19 protein-coding genes are annotated in these 16,193 nt (G+C 71.9%); 10 read left to right on the top strand and 9 right to left on the bottom strand.

Annotation, left to right across the window (positions count from 1 at the left end):
- Positions 1-245: 245 nt before the first annotated feature.
- Positions 246-1,208 (bottom strand): CAF17-like 4Fe-4S cluster assembly/insertion protein YgfZ, encoded by a 963-nt coding sequence (gene ygfZ, locus ACT01A_RS06465; RefSeq protein WP_445151419.1) that lies wholly within the window; start codon positions 1,206-1,208, stop codon positions 246-248.
- A 96-nt stretch (positions 1,209-1,304) separates the two neighbouring features.
- Here ygfZ and ACT01A_RS06460 point away from each other — a divergent pair, with 96 nt between their 5' ends.
- Positions 1,305-1,985 carry a metal-dependent transcriptional regulator gene (locus ACT01A_RS06460; RefSeq protein WP_445151418.1) on the top strand — a complete coding sequence of 227 codons (681 nt, stop codon included), beginning with the start codon at positions 1,305-1,307 and terminating at the stop codon, positions 1,983-1,985.
- The gene (locus ACT01A_RS06455) at positions 1,982-3,304 is read left to right on the top strand and encodes an Nramp family divalent metal transporter (protein WP_445151417.1); all 1,323 of its coding nucleotides are present in this window, start codon (positions 1,982-1,984) and stop codon (positions 3,302-3,304) included. Before ACT01A_RS06460 ends, ACT01A_RS06455 begins: the two co-directional genes overlap by 4 nt.
- A 38-nt stretch (positions 3,305-3,342) precedes the next feature.
- On the opposite strand, the gene ACT01A_RS06450 is transcribed toward ACT01A_RS06455, so the two are convergent.
- Entirely contained in the window at positions 3,343-4,011 is a 669-nt protein-coding gene (locus tag ACT01A_RS06450; RefSeq protein WP_445151416.1) for a DUF899 domain-containing protein, read from the bottom strand.
- Between the two features lie 69 nt (positions 4,012-4,080).
- On the opposite strand from ACT01A_RS06450, the gene ACT01A_RS06445 reads away from it, so the two are divergent.
- Positions 4,081-4,443 carry a hypothetical protein gene (locus tag ACT01A_RS06445; protein ID WP_445151415.1) on the top strand — a complete coding sequence of 121 codons (363 nt, stop codon included), beginning with the start codon at positions 4,081-4,083 and terminating at the stop codon, positions 4,441-4,443.
- A 28-nt stretch (positions 4,444-4,471) separates the two neighbouring features.
- Here ACT01A_RS06445 and ACT01A_RS06440 read toward each other — a convergent pair whose 3' ends face one another.
- Positions 4,472-5,482, bottom strand: coding sequence for an ABC transporter substrate-binding protein (locus tag ACT01A_RS06440; protein WP_445151414.1), 1,011 nt, complete (start codon positions 5,480-5,482; stop codon positions 4,472-4,474).
- A 43-nt stretch (positions 5,483-5,525) separates the two neighbouring features.
- Here ACT01A_RS06440 and cofH point away from each other — a divergent pair, with 43 nt between their 5' ends.
- Positions 5,526-7,742: a 5-amino-6-(D-ribitylamino)uracil--L-tyrosine 4-hydroxyphenyl transferase CofH gene (cofH, locus tag ACT01A_RS06435; RefSeq protein WP_445151413.1), complete on the top strand. Its 2,217-nt coding sequence runs from the start codon at positions 5,526-5,528 to the stop codon at positions 7,740-7,742.
- A gap of 2 nt (positions 7,743-7,744) precedes the next feature.
- On the opposite strand, the gene ACT01A_RS06430 is transcribed toward cofH, so the two are convergent.
- Positions 7,745-8,110 carry a hypothetical protein gene (locus ACT01A_RS06430; protein ID WP_445151412.1) on the bottom strand — a complete coding sequence of 122 codons (366 nt, stop codon included), beginning with the start codon at positions 8,108-8,110 and terminating at the stop codon, positions 7,745-7,747.
- Between the two features lie 32 nt (positions 8,111-8,142).
- On the opposite strand from ACT01A_RS06430, the gene greA reads away from it, so the two are divergent.
- Positions 8,143-8,604, top strand: a complete 462-nt coding sequence (gene greA, locus ACT01A_RS06425; protein WP_445151411.1) for a transcription elongation factor GreA — start codon at positions 8,143-8,145, stop codon at positions 8,602-8,604.
- On the opposite strand, the gene ACT01A_RS06420 is transcribed toward greA, so the two are convergent.
- From ACT01A_RS06420 to cofD, 5 genes are read right to left on the bottom strand one after another with little or no spacing between them, the layout of a single operon-like run.
- Positions 8,601-8,906, bottom strand: a complete 306-nt coding sequence (locus tag ACT01A_RS06420) for a hypothetical protein (protein ID WP_445151410.1) — start codon at positions 8,904-8,906, stop codon at positions 8,601-8,603. The genes greA and ACT01A_RS06420 overlap by 4 nt on opposite strands.
- Positions 8,907-8,925: 19 nt before the next feature.
- A complete protein-coding gene (locus tag ACT01A_RS06415) occupies positions 8,926-9,966 on the bottom strand; it encodes a S1 family peptidase (RefSeq protein ID WP_445151409.1) in 1,041 nt (346 codons plus the stop codon).
- Positions 9,963-10,721 (bottom strand): coenzyme F420-0:L-glutamate ligase, encoded by a 759-nt coding sequence (gene cofE, locus ACT01A_RS06410; RefSeq protein WP_445151408.1) that lies wholly within the window; start codon positions 10,719-10,721, stop codon positions 9,963-9,965. Before cofE ends, ACT01A_RS06415 begins: the two co-directional genes overlap by 4 nt.
- Positions 10,718-11,416, bottom strand: a complete 699-nt coding sequence (gene cofC / locus ACT01A_RS06405) for a 2-phospho-L-lactate guanylyltransferase (protein ID WP_445151407.1) — start codon at positions 11,414-11,416, stop codon at positions 10,718-10,720. The genes cofE and cofC overlap by 4 nt, the downstream gene beginning before the upstream one ends.
- Entirely contained in the window at positions 11,413-12,342 is a 930-nt protein-coding gene (gene cofD, locus ACT01A_RS06400) for a 2-phospho-L-lactate transferase (RefSeq protein WP_445151406.1), read from the bottom strand. The genes cofC and cofD overlap by 4 nt, the downstream gene beginning before the upstream one ends.
- Positions 12,343-12,369: 27 nt before the next feature.
- Between cofD and ACT01A_RS06395 the strand changes: the two genes are divergently transcribed.
- Genes ACT01A_RS06395 through soxR form a run of 5 tightly spaced genes read left to right on the top strand, consistent with a single transcriptional unit; the run spans position 12,370 to position 16,120 of the window.
- Entirely contained in the window at positions 12,370-12,750 is a 381-nt protein-coding gene (locus tag ACT01A_RS06395; protein WP_445151405.1) for a thioesterase family protein, read from the top strand.
- A 26-nt stretch (positions 12,751-12,776) separates the two neighbouring features.
- Positions 12,777-13,796, top strand: coding sequence for a M28 family peptidase (locus ACT01A_RS06390; RefSeq protein ID WP_445151404.1), 1,020 nt, complete (start codon positions 12,777-12,779; stop codon positions 13,794-13,796).
- A 30-nt stretch (positions 13,797-13,826) separates the two neighbouring features.
- Entirely contained in the window at positions 13,827-14,669 is an 843-nt protein-coding gene (locus tag ACT01A_RS06385) for an aldo/keto reductase (protein ID WP_445151403.1), read from the top strand.
- A gap of 46 nt (positions 14,670-14,715) precedes the next feature.
- Positions 14,716-15,630, top strand: a complete 915-nt coding sequence (locus tag ACT01A_RS06380; protein ID WP_445151402.1) for a hypothetical protein — start codon at positions 14,716-14,718, stop codon at positions 15,628-15,630.
- Between the two features lie 46 nt (positions 15,631-15,676).
- On the top strand, positions 15,677-16,120 hold the full coding sequence (gene soxR / locus ACT01A_RS06375) for a redox-sensitive transcriptional activator SoxR (RefSeq protein WP_445151401.1): 444 nt from the start codon (positions 15,677-15,679) through the stop codon (positions 16,118-16,120).
- The last annotated feature ends 73 nt before the right edge of the window (positions 16,121-16,193 follow it).

Raw genomic sequence — 16,193 nt, 5'->3', positions numbered from 1 at the left:
CCCCGGTTCCCTCGAACCCCAGCGGTCGAGGGACCGCCGTGGAGGCCGAGTCTGATGTCTTGATGCGGCTGTAAATCCCCGCCCCTGGCAGCGCCCACAGCGACGATCCACACCCCAAGCGGTCGCCACGCCACAACAGCCTCACGCCCTTCGGTGCCAACAGACCCCGCCCCACACCACCGACCAACGCCCCGCACTGGACGCCATCAACGCCCGCGCCCCGACGCAGCCGCGCCGCGCAACCCTCAGGCGAACGGCAGCGCGACCACGTCCGCGTCGACCTCGCCCGCCCGCACCGTCGCGCCCGGCTCGGCCTCGCGCCGCAACAGCGCCAGCGCCACCGGCCCAAGACGCGGCGACACGACCGCGCTGCCCACGTGGCCGATCTCGCGCTCCGTCCCGTCCTCCCGGACGAAGATCACCGGCGCGCCCGGCACGAGCGGGACGGCCGAGCGCAGGCCGCGCAAGTGGCGGTTCGGCTTACCCTTCCAATGCAGGCGCGCGACGGTCTCTTGGCCGACGTAGCAGCCCTTCTTGAAGCTCACGGCGCGGTCGACGATGCCGGCTTCCTCCGGCATCACGGACTCGTCGGCGTCCACCCCGAAGCGCGGCCGACCGGTCTCGACACGCACGATCTCCGCGGCGTCCTCGGCGGTCTCGACGGCTCCGGCGGCCAGCAGGGACGAGCGCACCGCGGCGACGTCGTCAGTCGCCGGCAGCACATCCAGCCCGAGATCCGTGCGAATCACCGCGCCGTCGTCGCCGAGCGCCACCACGTCGTGCTCGTCGCCACCCGGCAGCGGTAGCCCGGCGGCGCGCGCGACGTTGTCGCTCCGGGGGCCGATCAACGACAACAACCCCAGCTCCAGCGTGCGCTTGTGCAGCTCCGCCTGCCAGCCGATCAGCCCGCGGCGGACCTGGTCGAAGAGCACCTGTAGCGCGGGGCGCTCGGTGATCAACAGCAAGGACTCCTCGCTGAACGCCAGGACGCGCAGGTCGGCGAGCATCCGGCCCTTGTTGGTCAACAACGTCGCGTAGCGCCCGCTGCCCGCCGCGAGCGTCTTGATCTCGTTGGAGACCTGCCCGTCGAGGAACTCGCGGGCCTGCGGGCCGGTCAACAGCAGCTTGCCGGCTTCCGAGCGATCGACCAGCCCGACGCCGTTGACGCAAGCGTCGTAGCCGGTCTGGAGGGCGTCGACGGTGGCCATGGAGTCGAGCATACGACGCTTGGGTCGCCACTCCGTAGGGCGCTCTCCGTGCATCCCCTTGAAAGATTTTCAGTCATGGCTAAACTCTAAATTGCGATGACGCTAGAAGTCTCTTCAGCCGTTCAGGACTACGCGAAGGCCATCTACTCGCTCGAGCAGCGCTGCGCCGACGGCGCGGCGGTGACGACCAACGCGCTCGCTGAGCGCATGGGCGTCTCGGCGGCTTCGGCCTCGTCGATGGTCAAGAAGCTCGACGGGCTCGGGATCGTCGAGCACGTGCCCTACCGCGGCGTCGTGCTGACCGAGCGCGGGATGAACGTCGCGCTCGAAGTCCTCCGCCACCACCGTTTGCTTGAACGCTTCCTCGCCGAGGAGCTCAACGTGCCGTGGGATCGCGTCCACGACGAGGCCGAGGTCCTCGAGCACGTGCTCTCCGAGGAGCTGGAGGAGCTGATCGCCGCCAAGCTCGGCCATCCGACGATCGACCCGCACGGCGATCCGATCCCGACCGCGGACCTCAAGATCGTGGAGTTCCCCACGGTCGGCATGGACGCGCTCGACATCGGCGACAGCGGGCGCTTCGTGCGCGTCTCCGACTCCGACCCCGAGATGCTGCGCTACCTCGGCGCCCGCGGCATCACCCCAGGCGATCTCTTCGAGATCGTCGACAAGCAGCCTTTTGGAGGCCCTGTGTTCGCCCGCTTCGGCGACTCGCCCGATGTCCACCCGCTCGGCGGCCTGCTCGCTGCCGCGATGCGCGTGGAGGTCGGCCGATGAACGCCCCGCCGCCGGCTCCTCCGGGCGGCGGCGCCGCTGACGCCGCCGCTCTCCCTAGCCCGCACGCGCTGCGCCAGGCTGGCCAGCATCGTCTCCACACCCGCCGCGGCTTCGGCGCGCGCATGGCGCTGCTCGGTCCCGCGTTCGTCGCCTGCATCGCCTACGTCGACCCCGGCAACTTCGCCACCAACATCGCCGGCGGCTCCAAGTACGGGTACATGCTCCTGTGGGTGCTGCTCGGGGCCAACTTGATGGCCATGCTGATCCAGAACCTCTCGGCGAAGATCGGCATCGCCACCGGCCGCAACCTCCCCGAGCTGGCCCGCGAGCACTTCCCGAAGCGGGTCACCTACGGGCTCTGGATCCAGGCCGAGCTGATCGCGATGGCGACCGACCTGGCGGAGTTCGTCGGTGCGGCCATCGCGCTCAACCTGCTCTTCGGCATCCCGCTGCTGCCGGCAGGCTTGATCACCGCGGTCGCCGCGTTCGCGATCCTCGCGCTGCAGTCGCGCGGCTACCGGCGCTTCGAGCTGGCGATCATCGGCTTCCTCGCCGTGATCCTGATGGGCTTCCTGTACGACACGCTGCGCATCGGCTTCGACGCCGGCGACGCCGCCAAGGGCTTCGTCCCCAAGCTCGACGGCTCCGACTCGCTGCTGCTGGCCGTCGGCATCCTCGGTGCGACGGTCATGCCGCACGTCATCTACCTGCACTCGGCGCTGACCCAGAACCGCGTGCACGCCAAGGACGACGCCGAGAAGCGCATGTTGTTGCGCTTCAACCGCATCGACGTCTCGTTCGCGATGGGCATCGCCGGCCTCATCAACATGTCGATGTTGGTCATCGCCGCATCGCTGTTCTTCAACAACGGCCCCGAGGTCGACACGATCGAGAAGGCCCACCAGGGCTTCAAGGACATGGTCGGCCCGTCCGCGGCGATCGCCTTCGCGCTGGCGCTGCTGGCGTCCGGCTTCGCGTCGTCGAGCGTCGGCACCTACGCCGGCCAGGTCGTCATGCAGGGCTTCATCGCCCGGACGATCCCGCTCGCGCTGCGGCGCGCGATCACGATGGCGCCGGCGCTGGTCGTCCTGGCGATCGGCGTCGACCCGACCAAGGCCTTGGTGATCTCCCAGGTCGTCCTGAGCTTCGGCATTCCGTTCGCGCTGATCCCGCTCGTGCTGCTCACGCGGCGCAAGGACGTCATGGGCGCGCTGGTCAACCGCCCGATCACGACCGCGGTCGCCGCAGTCGTCGCCGCGATCATCAGCGCGCTGAACGTGTTCCTGCTGCTGGACACGTTCGGGTTGGTGTCCTTCTAGGCGAAGGCGAAGGCGAAGGCGAAGGCCAAGGCCAAGGCCTAGTACTCGTCGTGCAGGCGCCACCAGGTGTAGGGCGGCGTCTGCGGCGTGCCGGGCGGCGACTCCTCCCAGTCCTCCTGGCGGCCGAGCGGCGTGCGGTCCAGCAGACCCCAGACCGACCCAATGCCTTCAACTCCGCGGTTGGTCGTGAAGTACGTGCGGAAGACCTCGTCGTCCTCGGCGAGGAAGACGCTCAGACCGAACGCGCCGCGGATCCCGCAGACCACGTTGAAGGTCTCGTCGATGACCGAGTACCACGGGATCCCGTCCCAGCCCATGCGCGCCCGGAACGGCTGAAGCTGCTCCTGCGGCGCGCGCGACGTCAGCACGAACGTCGTGTCGCGTGCATGCAGGTGGGCGATGTGGCCGAGGTTGTCGACGAACGACGAGCAGCCCGTGCACGGGTCGCCGTCGTCCTCGAACATGAAGTGGTAGACGATCAGCTGCTGACGGCCGGCGAAGAGGTCCCGCAGCGTTCGCGTGCCGCCGCCCTCGTCCTCCGGCGCCGCGAACCGGTAGGTCGGGTCGAACGCGACCATCGGCAGCCGCCGTCGCTCGGCGGCCATGGCGTCCAGCACGCGCGTCGCGGACTTCTCCTTGACGCGCAGCTCGTCGAGGGCGTGCTGCCACTCGGCCGGGGACACGACGGGACGGGCGCTCGTGCTCATGCCTCCTCAGACGGGACGGCGCGCGCGAACTCATCGCCGGGCGTTGGACGGGTACATTGCAAGGCACCTATGGCCCTCGCCGACACCTTCCAGGAGATCGTCGACTCGCTTCCCGACGACTGGACCGATCTCGAGATCGACGTCCGGATCTTCGATGAGGAGCGCTACGTCGACGCCGCCGTCTACCTCGCCACGGTCAACGCCCAGCCGTACTCCAAGCACGACTGGCATTGGCGCATCCTCATCGCCCATCGCTTCGGCCACGCCTCCGCGGCGCCCGCCGTCCACGGCGCGCTGAAGCTGCTCGACCAGGCCAACCTGGACGGCGAGCTCGTCGTCCGCGAGGTCCGCTCGGGCCGCGTCGAGGTCGTGCAGATGTGGGGCCGTCCCGAGTCCGTTCGGGAAGAGTTCAAGCGCCTGCGCGCGCAGTAAGCGCGCGGCGCCGGGTCACGCCCGGCGCTTAGGCGTTCGGGTCGTCCTTGAGGCCCGCGCCGGAGATCGACGTGTCGAACAGCTTCGCCACGTCGGGCTTCTCCTTGACGATCCCGAAGCGCTGCTCCCAGGTCGCCCAGGGGCCGAGGGTCGCCGGGTCCAGCTGGCCGTAGAACGCCGCGCCCGCCTTGAACGACGGCGAGACCGCGTCCAGCTCGGCGGCCGTCAGGGTGCGGTTCAGGGAGCGCTCGGCGTCGGTCAGCGCGGACACGGCGGACTCGGGGTCGTTCATCGCGCCCTCGTAGCCGCGGCGTAGCGCGCGGATGGTGGCGCGCACGACGGGCCTCTCGGTCTCCAGGTACTCCCGCGACACCGTGAGGACGAGCTCGGGGTAGGACGGCGCGCCGTAGTCGTCGACCTGGAACTGCTTGATCCCCGGGCGCTTCTGCTTCAGCGCGACGCCCTCGGCGTTCCAGAACGCGGTCGCGCCGGAGACCTTCTTGGACAGCAGCGCCTGCACGGCGTTGAAGCCGACGGTCACGCGATCCACCTTCGAAGGGTCGCCGCCGTCGCCCTTGACCACGCTGTCCAGGACGGCGTCGTCGGAAGGCAGGCCGGTCACGCCGACCTTGCGGCCCTCCAAGTCGCGCGGACGCGCCACGTCCGGCTGCGCCATGACGGCTGCCAGCGGCGTCTGGACGATCGCCATCACCCCGACGACGTCCTTGCCCTTGCTCTGCGCGATCGCCAGGTCGTGGATGTCGACGATCGCCAGATCCTCCTGGCCGCTCAAGAGCGCCTTGATCCCGTCGGTCGACTGGCCGGGCGTCTCGACGTCGAGGTCGACGCCCTCGGCCTCGTCGTAGCCCCGCTCCAGCGCGAGGTAGATGCCGGCATGGACCGCGTTGGGCGCGAAGTCCAGGAGCAGATCCGCGTCCTGCTCGGGGCGGCTGTCGCTGGAGCCTCCGGACCCGGCGCAGCCCGCGAGGAGCCCCACGGCGACGACCAGCGACACGGTCATGACAAGGCGGCGAAACATCGGCGCGGGAGAGTAGCGACGGCGGCGTCGTAGGATCAGGCAGGTGCGCCGCCGTGTGACCTTCTCGCGCAACCTGACGCTGTCGCTCTCGCGGACGTGCGTCTCGCATTGCAAGTACTGCGCCTTCCAGACGCACCAGACCCACCTGCACACGCCGGATGAGGTCCTCGCGCTGCTGGATCGCGCCTCCAAGCGCTCCGTCAAGGAGCTGCTGATCCTCACGGGCGATGACCCTGCCCACCACGCCGGCGTCAAGGCGCGGCTGGAGGAGCTCGGCTTCGAGGACTTCGTCGCCTACGTGGTGTGGTGCTGCGAGCGCGCGCTGGAGCGCGGGCTGCTGCCGCACACCAACCTCGGCGCGGTCACCAAGGAGGAGTTGGCGCGCCTGCGCGAGGTCACCGCCTCGCAGGGATTGATGGTGGAGTCGGTCCGCGACGACCTCGTCGCCCACCAGGGCTCGCCGACCAAGGACCCGGCGCTGCGCCTTCAGACGATCCGCTGGGCGGGCGAGCTGAAGATCCCGTTCACGTCGGGGATCCTGCTCGGGATCGGCGAGACGCGGGAGGACCGCGTCGACGCCCTGCGCGCCTTGGCCGAGATCCACGCCGAGCACGGCCACCTCCAGGAGGTCATCCTCCAGAACTTCGTCCCGCACCGGAAGTACTACGGCGAGGAGCCCGCGGACATCGCGTCCGACGCCGCCGAGCGCTTCTGGCGGACGGGGCTCAGGGACGTCCCGATTCACGGCGTGCCGGACTGGGCGTCGCCCGTCTCGCTGGAGGACCTCATCGAGGTCATCAAGGTCGCGCGCGAGCTGATGCCTGATGTCGGCATCCAGGTCCCGCCGAACCTCTCCGAGCACTGGCCGGAGCTCGTCGCGGCCGGCGCGACGGACCTCGGCGGCCTGTCGGCCAACGGCGACCACATCTCGCCCGAGCACCCGTTCCCGTCCCCGCACCAGGTCCGCAAGCGCCTGGCCCAGGACGGCGTCGCGCTGACCGAGCGCCTGTGCGTGTACGGCAAGTACATCGACTCGGACTGGGTCGCCCAAGGCGTGCTGGACACGATCACGACCAAGTACTGGTCCTTCATCCCGCGCCGCGGATCGGGACGCACCGAGGCGCCGTTCAGCATCAACAACGACCTGGTCGGGCCGGCGGTCGTGCGGGCGCGTGCGGGTGAGGCGCTATCGCTCGAAGAGCTGACCGCGATGTTCGCGTCGACCGACGCGGGCGCGATCGAGGAGATGCGTGCCGCGGCCGATGAGCTGCGTGCCGAGCTGGCGGGCGACACGGTGACCTTCGTGGTCAACCGCAACATCAACGTCTCCAACGTCTGCACGGTCGGCTGCGCGTTCTGCGGGTTCGGTCAGGGCAAGCGCTCGCCCGACGCCTACCAGCACTCCGAGGAGGAGTTCCGGGGCCGCGTGCGCCAGGCGGTGGACTACGGCGCGACCGAGCTGTGCATCCAGTCGGGCATCCACCCGGACTGGACGTTCGAGGACTACATGCACTGGCTGCGCGTGGCCAAGGACGAGGCTTCGCATCTGCACCTCCACGCCTACTCGCCGATGGAGATCGCGCACATGCAGGACATCTCCGGGTTGCCGCTGAGCGAGATCTTCGCCGGGCTGCGCGACGCGGGTCTGGGCTCGACGCCGGGTACGGCCGCAGAAGTCCTCCATGATGGGGTCCGCGAGCGGATCAGCCCCAACAAGCTGCCGGTGGCGCGTTGGATCGAGGTCATCGAGGCGTCGCACCGTGCGGGCCTGCGCTCGACGTCGACGGTGATGTTCGGGCACATCGAGGAGCCGTGGGAGCTGGCCGAGCACCTGCGCGTCATCCGTGAGCTCCAGGAGCGCACGGGCGGGATCACCGAGTTCGTGCCCTTGTCGTTCATCCCCTTCATGACGCTCCTGGGCCGCACGCACGGGGTGGAGGAGATCTCCCGCGAGGAGAACCTCAAGCACACCGCGGTCTTCCGGCTCGCGCTCGGCAAGACCATCACCAACGTGCAGGCGTCGTGGGTGAAGATGGGCATCGAGGCCGCGACCGAGGCGCTGCGCTGGGGCGTCAACGACCTCGGCGGGACGTTGATGGAGGAGTCGATCTCGCGGTTGGCGGGGTCCTACCACGGCGTCAAGCTCGACCCGCCGGAGCTGATCGCCGCCGCGCACCGCGCCGGGCGGCCGGCAGCGGAGCGCAGCACGTTGTACGACATCTTGCACGAGCACCCGCTGGGCGCCGTGCGCGTCGCGTAGGCCTAGAGGTCGGCGACCGTCAGCAGGACCGCGGCCAGCAGCGCGAAGCCGAGCGCGACCACGAGCATGCCGCCGGCGAGGGTCTGGATGATCCGGTCCTCGTCGGAGAGCGGCAGCTCCGCCAGCCGCGCCTGCGCCCAGCGGTAGAGGCCGTAGGACAGCGCGGCGTCGGCGACGAGCACGATCCACGGGCCGAGCGCGCCCGCCAGCGTCACGGTTCCGAGGATGACGAGGATCGCCAACGCGATCGCGCCTGCGAGGTAGGCGCCGAGCGTCTTGCGCAGCTCCGCGGGGCTCGCGGTGCGGGCCGGGGCGGGAGCGGGCGTGGAGGCGGCGACGGTGCGCGCGCGGCGGCGTGAGCGGCCCATGTCCGGGACACCGTAGCCGCTAGGTTGTGCGGATGGCCGAAGCGATCACCCGCGAGGGATTGGCACAACTGAAGTCTGAACTCGAGGAGCTTGAGGGCGAAGGCCGTCGGACGATCGCGCAGCGCATCCTGGTCGCGCGCGAGCTCGGGGACCTCTCCGAGAACGCGGAGTACCACGCGGCCAAGGAGGATCAGGCGCACCTGGAGACCAAGATCGCCCGCCTGACCGAGCGGCTGCGCAACGCGCAGGTCGTCGAGTCCGACGCGGACGCGACCGTGGTCGTCTTCGGCGCGACGGTCAACGTCACCGACGTCAAGTCCGGTCGCACCAACTCCTACACCATCGTCGGCGCGACCGAGGCCGACCTCAAGACCGGCAAGCTGTCGGCAGAGTCGCCGGTCGCCAAGGCGCTGATCGGCTCGGCCCCGGGCGACGTGGTCCAGGTCTCGACGCCGTCCGGCACGCGAGACCTGAAGGTCGAGTCGCTGGGCTAGGGCTCGCGGCGCTCGTTGGGGCGCCAGCGACGCCAGGCGATCGCGCCGCCCTTCAGGAACAGCGCGCCGGCGAGGATCGCCCCGATCGTGGCGGCGTCTTCGGCGTCGAGGTGACGGCCGAGGGCGAGGCTGGCCAGGACGACGAGCCCGAGCCCCAGCGCGAGGCTGACGACGCCGACGGCGAGATCGCGGAGGTCCTCGGCGAGCGTGTTCTCCGCGCGTTCGGCGCGCTGCCGGGCTTCGGCCTCGGGATCCGAGAGGATGCCGAGGGAGACGAGCGTGGTGCGCAGGCGCTGGTTCATCGGGTGGTCCGGTCGTCGCTCAGAGCAGGTTGTAGGAGTCTTCGGACGCCCAGCCGCCGGACGTGCGGGCGGTGACCGAGCAGCCGAGCTTCGCGGTGCGCGAGGTGGGGCGGGTGCGGTGGGTGCCCGGCACGGTCGTGACGCGGCCGCTGGTGGAGCGCGTCCACCAGCGGATCGAGAACGTGGCGGAGGACGGCGTCCAGTCGCCGACGACGCAGCGCAGGGTGCCGCCGGTGCGGCGCACGCGGACGCGGCGGTGGGCGTAGGGCGCGAGCTGCGCGGGTGCGGCGCCGGTGATGAGCGACATGTAGGCGTCGACGCGCGTGGCGACGTCCGGCAGGCCTTCGCCGCAGTCGCGGCCCTGGGTCTCGCCGCCCCAGGAGACGACGCCGGCGACGGCGGGATGGCCGTCGCGCTGGACGGTGACGGGCGAGCCCGAGTCGCCGCTGCACGCCTGCGATGCGGTGGAGGTGGCGTCGAGCGTGCAGAGGTGGTCGGCGACGACGAAGAGCGAGTCGTAGGCCTTGGCGCAGGCGGCCGGATCCTGGACGGTCTGGTTGGCGCTGCGTGGCGCCTCGGTCGTCCCGGCCGGCGGCGGGCCGGTGCGCCCGCGGCCGACCGTTGCCGTCGCCTCGCCGGGTTGCGTCGCGTCGGTCGCGAGCGCCAGCGGCGCGACGTCCCGGACCGGCGCGGCGAGCACGATCACCGCGACGTCGGCCAGCGTCGCCGAGCGCAGCGGCTCGTCCGGGTTGGTCGGCGACGGGACGATCTTGTATGTCTTGGGGAAGAACGCGCCGCGCCACGTGAGCTTGCGCCCGCTCTGCCAGCGCCCGCCGCCGAGCCGCACGCGCAGCTTCGCCGGATCCGCGCCCTGGACGCAGTGCGCGGCCGTGAGCACCCGGTCGGGCGCGACGAGCGCGCCGCCGCACGCCAGCCCGCGGGTCGTCAGCGCGACCGACCACGGCGCGTCGCCCGCGGCGACAGGTGCGCCGTGGAAGACGGCCGACGCCGAAGCGGGGAAGGCGAGCGCAGCGAGGGCGACGACGAGCGCGCGCCTCATCCGAACAGGTCCTCGTCGCGCGTGCGGAGCAGCGCGGTAACGCCCGGGCCGTCGTCGTCCGGCGGCAGGACGTGGCGGTCCAGGCCGGAGAGGACGACGGCGGGGTTGCCGGCGTCCTTGGCGCCGCGGGCGAGGTCGGCGGCGGCGGCGATCTGGTCGGCGGTGGCGATCCACGTGGCCTTGAGCTCGCGGCCGGCGCGGTCGGTCGCGCCGCGGAAGTCCTCCAGCGGCGCGAGTCCGGCGATGCCGACGGCGACGTCGCACTGGCCGTGGCGCCAGGCGCGGCCGAAGGAGTCGGCGACGATGACGGCCGGAGAGCCAGCCCTCATCCGGCCCAACGCGGCGCGCAGGGCGCGGGCGCTCGCATCCGGATCCTCCGGCAGCAGGATCAGCTCGCCGTCGCCTGCGGCGTTCGACGCGTCCACGCCCGCGTTGGCGCACACGAACCCGTGGTGCGTGCGGCAGATCAGGACGCCGTGCTCGGCGCGCACCACCTCGGCCGTCTCGCGCAGGACGACCTCGACGTGGCGCGGGTCGTCCTTGCCCAGCGCGGCTGCCAGCTCGACCGCGCGCGCCGACGGCGTCACGTCGTCCAGGCGCACCACGCGCCCTTCAGCCTTGGACACCACCTTGTGGGCAACCACCAGCACTTCGCCTGGCGCGAAGGCGCTCCCGCGAGCGGTCGCCAGCAGCGCCGCCAAGTCGTCCCCGCGAGCGACCTCCGGGATGCCCGGCAGCGCGCGGGCGGCGATCACCGGCTGCCGCCGACCCGCCCGAACCGCGCCAGCAACCCGCGTGTGTGGGAGGCGCCGCCGCGCACGTCCTCCAGCGCGACGCGCAGCGCGGCGAGGTCGTCGACGGTGTCGACGTCCAGGCCCAGCGTCGGGACCGGCACCGCCACGCACGCGGCGCCTGCTTCGGCGGCCAGGCGCTCGTGGCGCTCGCGCGAGCCCGGCCCGAACGCCGGGTCGATCGCGTCCGGGGGCATCAGCACGAGCGCGTTGGTGCCGTCGCCGTGGCGGTCGGGGACGACGATCACGCTCGGGCCTTCGCCGGGCCCAGGCGCGTCGACCAGCAGCGCGTCGAGCTCGGCCGGGTCGAGCGCCGGGCAGTCGCCCGGGACGAGCACGACGCGCGTGGCGCCGCGGTCGATCGCCGCGTCCACGCCGCGCAGCGCGGCGGCGCTGTGGCCCGCGTCTTCGGGATCGTCAATCACCGCGGCCGCGTCGTAGCCGGCGGCCAGCGCGACCGCGGTCGTCTCGCCGGAGACGACGAGCACCTCGTCGACCTCCTTAGAGCGGCGCAGGGCGATCAGCACGTCGGTGACCATCGCCTCGGCCAGCGCGCGGCGCGTGCCGTCGGAGAGGTCGTTGTCTAAGCGCTGCTTGGCGGCGCCGAAGCGCTTGACCGGCAGCACGGCGACGGTCTTGCCGCGACGCACGGGCGTCATCCGGCGAGCCCTTCGGCGAACGTCAGCACGTCGGCGGCCACGCGGCGTCGCTGCTCACCATCGCCAAGCAGCGTATCGACGCGCAGCGATGGCAGCTCGCCGGCCACGACGTCCTCGTCGGCCACGATCCCGTCCAGCAGGTCGCCGTAGTACTGGGCCACGCCGGCGGCGTCGATCGACACGCCCGCCCACTCCAGGAACGCCTGCGACGGGCCCTTGAGGATCGCGCCGCCGACGACGGGCGAGACGGCGACTACCGGCGCGGCGGCGTCGCGCAGCGCCTCGGCCATGCCGGGGACGGCGAGGATCGGGCCGATCGAGATCACCGGGTTGGACGGGCCGATGACGATCGCGCGGGCGTTGCGCAGCGCGCTCTGGACCTCAGGCGTCACGGTCGCGTCCGCCGCGCCGTCGTAGCGGACGCCGGAGATCGGGGGCGTGGCGCGCTCGCGGACCATGAACTCCTGGAAGGCGAGCTGGCGGTCGCCGGACGTCACGACGGTGCGCACGGGCGCGTCGGCCATGGGGAGGACGGTCGCGTCGATCTTCAGCGCGCCGGTCAGCTCGGCGATCGCGTCCGTCAGCCGCGCCCCGCCGGCGAGCAGCTCGGCACGGCGCACGCCGTAGGCCAAGTCGCGGTCGCCGAGGTTGAACCAGATGTCGACGCCCAGCTCGCGCAGCCCGTCCATCACGTGAAAGGTGTCGCCGTCCAGGCCCCAGCCGCGCTCGTCGATGCGGTCGGCCAGCCAAAACGCGACGAGGTCGGGGTCGGGCGCGACGTAGGCGCCGTACATCTCGATGTCGTCGCCGGTGTTGGCGATCACGACGAGGTCGTCGCCAGCCACGTCGGCCATCCCGCGCGCGAGCTTCGCGCCACCGGTGCCGCCGGCCAGGACGACCACCGGGGAACGGGAGTCGAAGTCCATGCGGCGGCGGACGATAACGTGCCGCCGGTGAGCACCACCGAGATCCACGAGCACGAGTTCGTCGCCGAGGGGGTGCTCCTGACCGACGTGCGCGGCGCGCTGGAGACCAAGGTGCTCTCGACGCCCGGGATGATCGGGATGATGGAGTACGCGGCGACGTCGCTGGCGCTCGGGCATCTCGCGCCCGGAACGGCGACGGTCGGCTTCGAGGTCTGCGTCAAGCACGTGGCGGCGGCCGTCGAGGGCTCGGCGTGCGTGGCGCGGGCGGTCCTGCGCGAGGTCGTCGACGAGCGCAAGTACCGCTTCGACGTCGAGGTCTCGAGCGAGGGCCGCACGATCGGCGTCGGCACGCACGAGCGCCGCGTCGTGGGAGCGAGGCACCAGTCCGCGCCGACCTCGCACGCCTGAGCGCCGACGTCGCCGCGCTGGCGGCGATGGAGCGCGGCTCGGCCGGACCCGGCGAGCGGCGCGCCGCGGAGTGGGTGGCGGCGCGGCTGCGCGAGCGCGGGGTCGACGACGTGCGCCTGCGGTCGTTCCGAGGCGCGAAGACCTACGCGTGGCGGCACGCGGCGCACTGCCTGGTCGCCTTGCGCGGCGGCGTGGTCTCCCTTGCGGCTCTCGCCTCGCTGGAGGCCGACGCGAGCGGCCGCGCGTCGTGGCTGCCGCGGCGCGGGCGAGGGACGACCGTCGTGGCCTCGTCGGGCGACGGGCCGGTCACAATCGTCCTGGTCGCCCACCTCGACACCGCGCGGACGGGCTTCGTCTGGGATCCGCGGGTCACCTCGCCCGGCGCCGCGCGCCGCCTGCGCACCCGGACCGTCCCGCCCTACCTGGCACCCGTTGCGGCCGCGATGCTGCTCGCTGCGCTGCCGTGGCGCGCCGCCCGCCGCGTTGGCCGCGCCATCCTGGCTCTCGCGATCGCCGCCGAGGTCGACGTCGCGCGCTCGCCGCACGTCCCGGGCGCGAGCGACAACGCCACCGGCGTCGCCGCCGCGATGGCGCTGCTCACCGAGCCGCCCCCGCCCGGCGTCCGGCTCGTCGGCGTCTTCCCCGGCTGCGAAGAGTCCGGCATGGACGGCACGCGCGACTGGCTACGCGCCGAGGGCCGTGCGCTGGCGCCCGATCTGGTGCTCGGCCTCGACACCCTCGGCGCCGGTCGCCCGATCGTCCTGCGCGCCGAGGCGGCGCTCCTGCCGCACGCCTACGCGCCGCGCGACCTGGCGCTCGTCCCGCCCGACGTCGAGCGCTGGCGCATCGGCGGCTGGACCGACGCGATCCTCGCCCGTTTCGCCGGCCTTCCTGCGCTCTCGCTGCTCTCGATTGGGCCCGAAGGTGCCTTCACGAACTACCACCGCCTCACCGACACGCCGGACCGCGTAGACGACGACAGCGTCGCCGCCTGCCTCGACGTCGCCCGCGCGATCATCGCCGCGGCGGCAGCGAGAGCGGATTAGGCACGCCGGTCCTCGGGAAGCGCCAGAGGTATGGCATCGACCCCCACGACCGTCCCCACCGTCCAGCTCAACGACGGCGAGCAGATCCCCCAGCTTGGCTTCGGCGTCTTCCAGATCCCGCCCGCGGACACCGTCGAGACCGTCGTGCGCGCGCTGCAGGTCGGCTACCGCCACATCGACACCGCCAAGGCCTACAACAACGAGGCGGAGGTCGGTCAGGCGATCCACGCCGGCGGGCTGGCGCGCGAGGACGTGTACATCACGACCAAGTGCTTCAACGACGACCACGGCTTCGACCAGGCCAAGCGCGCGCTGCACGCGTCGCTGGAGCGTCTGGAGATGACCCACGTCGACCTCTACCTGATCCACTGGCCGGTCCCGGCGCACGACAAGTACGTCGAGACCTGGAAGGCGCTGGTGGAGCTCCAGAAGGAGGGCCTGACCCGCTCGATCGGCGTCTCGAACTTCCAGCCCGCGCACCTGGAGCGGATCATCGCCGAGACCGGCGTCACGCCCGCCGTCAACCAGGTCGAGCTGCACCCCTACCTCCAGCAGGTCGGGCTGCGCCGCGAGCACGCCGACCTCGGGATCGTCACCGAGGCCTGGTCGCCGCTGGCGCAGGGCAAGGTCCTGGACGACCCCGAGCTGGAGGCCATCGCCGGCGACCACGACGTCACCGCCGGCCAGGTCGTCCTGCGCTGGCACCTGCAGCTCGGCCACGTCGTGTTCCCCAAGTCGGTGACGCAGGAGCGCATCGAGCAGAACTTCGACGTCTTCGGCTTCACGCTGACCGACGACGAGATGGCGCGGATCGACGCGCTGGACCGCGGCGAGCGGACCGGGCCGGACCCGGACACGTTCACCGGCGCGTAGGCCCGTCGCAGGCAGGAGGCACCCGGCGCGCGGCGAAGGCCGCCGGGTGCTGGCCATCCTGACGCCGAAGCCGTTTCGCGGCGACGTGATCGCCGCGGGCGTGGTCGTGCTCGTCACGCTCGTGTGGACGCTCTTCGCACGCTTCGGCGACACGTGGCCGACAGGCGCGCACCTCGCCTACTGCGCGGTCGCGTGCGTGTTCGTGGGCGTCCTGGCGCTGCGGGCGCCGATGGAGGGCGAGGCGCCCCGCGCCTACCAGTCCGTGCTCTACGTGGCGACGATCGCGCTCTGGACGCTCGTCGCCGCGGTCCTGCTCACGCTGGTGGAGGACGACGACGCCAATTCGTTCTACGCGGTGACGGGGGCGGCGGTCGCCGTTCCGGCCTTTGCGTTCGCCATCCGGCGCAACAGCGCCGCGTGCACGCTGATCGGCAGCCTCGCGCTGCAGATCGCGGTGCTGCTCGCGGTCGGGGCGCTGTGGAGCCCGGGCGTGGAGACCGTGCGCTGGGTCCTGCTCGCCGAGACGGTCGTCCTCGGCTTCGCCGCCATCGGCCAGCGCGACCGCCACCTCCGCCACGGCGTGGCGCTGATCGACGCCGCCGGCCTGGCCGTCGTGGCCATCGGCATGACCTACGTGTACCCCTGGTTCTTCGGGTTCGGGGACGACCTCCACGGCGCCAACTGGGGCTGGGAGCTCGTGCTCGTCGCCGCCGGCTTCGGCCTCATCGCCTACAGCTCGGTCGACCGCCAGCCGGGGCCCGCCTACATCGGCGTCTTCACCCTGATCCTGTTTACGATCATCACGTCGGTCGATATTGACGGCCCGACGCTCCTCGGCTGGCCGCTCGCCCTCGCGCTGGCCGCCGTCTTCCTGCTCGTCGTCGGCCTACGCCCGACCACGCCCGCGCCGCCACCGCCGGACATCGACGCGCCCGAGCCGCCGCCGCTGCCCTGGCGCTGAGCGGCGCCCCACGAGATTTCAAGCTCAAGTTCGCTTTAATCTCGGCATGTCCACGTTGCTCCCGATCGGCGAGGTCGCCAAGCGCAGCGGGGTGGCCGCGAGCGCGCTGCGGTTCTATGAGGAGCGGGGGTTGATCGAGTCCGAGCGGGCTGGGTCGGGGCATCGGCGGTATCCGCGGCCCGTGCTGCGGCGGATCGCGTTCATCGTCTTCGCCCAGAAGATCGGGCTGACGCTCGAGGAGATCGGGGTGGAGCTCGAGAAGCTGCCGCCGGACCGGGCGCCGACGCGCAAGGACTGGTCGCGGCTGTCGGCGAGCTGGTCGGGACGGATCGATCAGCAGATCGCCGAGCTGGAGCGGCTGAAGGCCGGGCTGACCGAGTGCATCGGGTGCGGCTGCCTGTCGCTGGACCGCTGCAAGCTCGCCAACCCGGACGACCGCGCGGCCCGGTCTGGACCGGGCCCGCGGTTCTGGGTCGCCGAGCGCGTCTGAGCGCCTGGCCGCTCATCGATGAGTCGCATCTAACCCGCGTATATCGCGGGTTAGATGCGAAGCGTGGCGCTTG

It is taken from the genome of Baekduia sp. Peel2402, from assembly GCF_052567285.1.
Note: the sequence above shows the minus strand (reverse complement) of the source record. Positions and strands in the feature narration are given on the sequence as shown.

Bases quoted from the DNA above. Each gene is read 5' to 3' on its own strand.
- ygfZ (WP_445151419.1), bottom strand. From the start codon at position 1,208: ATGGCCACCGTCGACGCCCTCCAGACCGGCTACGACGCTTGCGTCAAC.
- ACT01A_RS06460 (WP_445151418.1), top strand. From the start codon at position 1,305: ATGACGCTAGAAGTCTCTTCAGCCGTTCAGGACTACGCGAAGGCCATC.
- ACT01A_RS06455 (WP_445151417.1), top strand. From the start codon at position 1,982: ATGAACGCCCCGCCGCCGGCTCCTCCGGGCGGCGGCGCCGCTGACGCC.
- ACT01A_RS06450 (WP_445151416.1), bottom strand. From the start codon at position 4,011: ATGAGCACGAGCGCCCGTCCCGTCGTGTCCCCGGCCGAGTGGCAGCAC.
- ACT01A_RS06445 (WP_445151415.1), top strand. From the start codon at position 4,081: ATGGCCCTCGCCGACACCTTCCAGGAGATCGTCGACTCGCTTCCCGAC.
- ACT01A_RS06440 (WP_445151414.1), bottom strand. From the start codon at position 5,482: ATGTTTCGCCGCCTTGTCATGACCGTGTCGCTGGTCGTCGCCGTGGGG.
- ACT01A_RS06430 (WP_445151412.1), bottom strand. From the start codon at position 8,110: ATGGGCCGCTCACGCCGCCGCGCGCGCACCGTCGCCGCCTCCACGCCC.
- greA (WP_445151411.1), top strand. From the start codon at position 8,143: ATGGCCGAAGCGATCACCCGCGAGGGATTGGCACAACTGAAGTCTGAA.
- ACT01A_RS06420 (WP_445151410.1), bottom strand. From the start codon at position 8,906: ATGAACCAGCGCCTGCGCACCACGCTCGTCTCCCTCGGCATCCTCTCG.
- ACT01A_RS06415 (WP_445151409.1), bottom strand. From the start codon at position 9,966: ATGAGGCGCGCGCTCGTCGTCGCCCTCGCTGCGCTCGCCTTCCCCGCT.
- cofC (WP_445151407.1), bottom strand. From the start codon at position 11,416: ATGACGCCCGTGCGTCGCGGCAAGACCGTCGCCGTGCTGCCGGTCAAG.
- cofD (WP_445151406.1), bottom strand. From the start codon at position 12,342: ATGGACTTCGACTCCCGTTCCCCGGTGGTCGTCCTGGCCGGCGGCACC.
- ACT01A_RS06390 (WP_445151404.1), top strand. From the start codon at position 12,777: ATGGAGCGCGGCTCGGCCGGACCCGGCGAGCGGCGCGCCGCGGAGTGG.
- ACT01A_RS06385 (WP_445151403.1), top strand. From the start codon at position 13,827: ATGGCATCGACCCCCACGACCGTCCCCACCGTCCAGCTCAACGACGGC.
- soxR (WP_445151401.1), top strand. From the start codon at position 15,677: ATGTCCACGTTGCTCCCGATCGGCGAGGTCGCCAAGCGCAGCGGGGTG.